Genomic DNA, 986 nt, shown 5'->3' on the forward strand with positions numbered 1-986 from the left:
GCACGAAGACGCTGATTGTCCCGCCGCAGGTCAGGCCGGCCGCGAACACGTCGTCGTCGCTCAAGCCGTAGGTCTCCAGAACTGGCTCGCCGGTGGTGAGCACGCGCCTGGCCGTGTCGTACACCGCCGCCTCCACGCAACCACCCGCGACGCCGCCGAGCGCCTCGCCAGCGGCGTTGACGGCCAGCACAGCGCCAGGCTGCCGCGGCGCGGACACGCTGGTCGCGACGACCGTCGCCAGCGCGAACGGTGTTCCCGACTCCCACCAGCTGAGCAGCTCCGCCAGCGCCTCACGCATGGCAGATCACCACGTGGGTGTGCCGGATGGCCCGAAGCGCCCAGGCTCCGCCGGGGGCCGGGCATCCCGCGGCGGAGCCTGGGCCGGGTCGTTCATCGCGACAGTTCCGCTTGCACGTCGGCGTGGATCTCCCGGGGAACGATGGCGGGCTCGTAGCGACGGATCACCGCTCCGTCACGGCCGACGAGGAACTTGGTGAAGTTCCACTTCACCTCGTCCGTACCGATTGTCTCCGGCCTGGCGGCCTTGATGTGCTCGTAGAGGGAGCCGGCGGAGGGGCCGAAGTCGCCGGGTGCCTGCGCGCGCAGGTAGACAAAGAGGGGGTCCGCGGCTGGGCCGTTGACGTCGATCTTACGGAAGATCGGGAAAGTGATGTTGTACTGGGTCGAGCAGAACTGTTGGATCTCGGCGTCGGTTCCCGGTTCCTGCCCGCCGAACTGGTTGCAGGGGAAGCCGAGGATGTCCAGGCCGCGGTCGTGGGTGTCGCGGTACAGCGTTTCCAGTTCCTCGTACTGGGGGGTCAGCCCGCACGCACTGGCGACATTGACGATCAGCAGCGTACGACCGGCGTAGTCGCCGAGCGACCGCGTTTCGCCGTTGCTTGTCGTGACGGTGAAATCGTAAATCGTCATTGGCTTCCCTGAATCGTGACGTGGTCGGGGGCGATGTCGAGAGCGTCGAGCGTTCG

General features: G+C 67.6%; 2 protein-coding genes. Both read right to left on the reverse strand.

Features of this window, described 5'->3' with window-relative positions:
* A partial coding sequence (locus MJ785_RS17780; RefSeq protein WP_239381865.1) for an XdhC family protein occupies nt 1-298 on the reverse strand: 298 nt, incomplete at its 3' end.
* A gap of 92 nt (nt 299-390) precedes the next feature.
* On the reverse strand, nt 391-930 hold the full coding sequence (locus tag MJ785_RS17785; RefSeq protein WP_239309313.1) for a glutathione peroxidase: 540 nt from the start codon (nt 928-930) through the stop codon (nt 391-393).
* Nucleotides 931-986 lie beyond the last annotated feature (56 nt).

It is taken from the genome of Protofrankia sp. CiT1, from assembly GCF_917627335.1.
Classification (GTDB): Bacteria; Actinomycetota; Actinomycetes; order Frankiales; family Frankiaceae; genus Protofrankia.

What these genes read in the sequence shown, in the direction of transcription:
- MJ785_RS17785 (WP_239309313.1), bottom strand. Translation starts at nt 930, where the DNA reads ATGACGATTTACGATTTCACCGTCACGACAAGCAACGGCGAAACGCGG.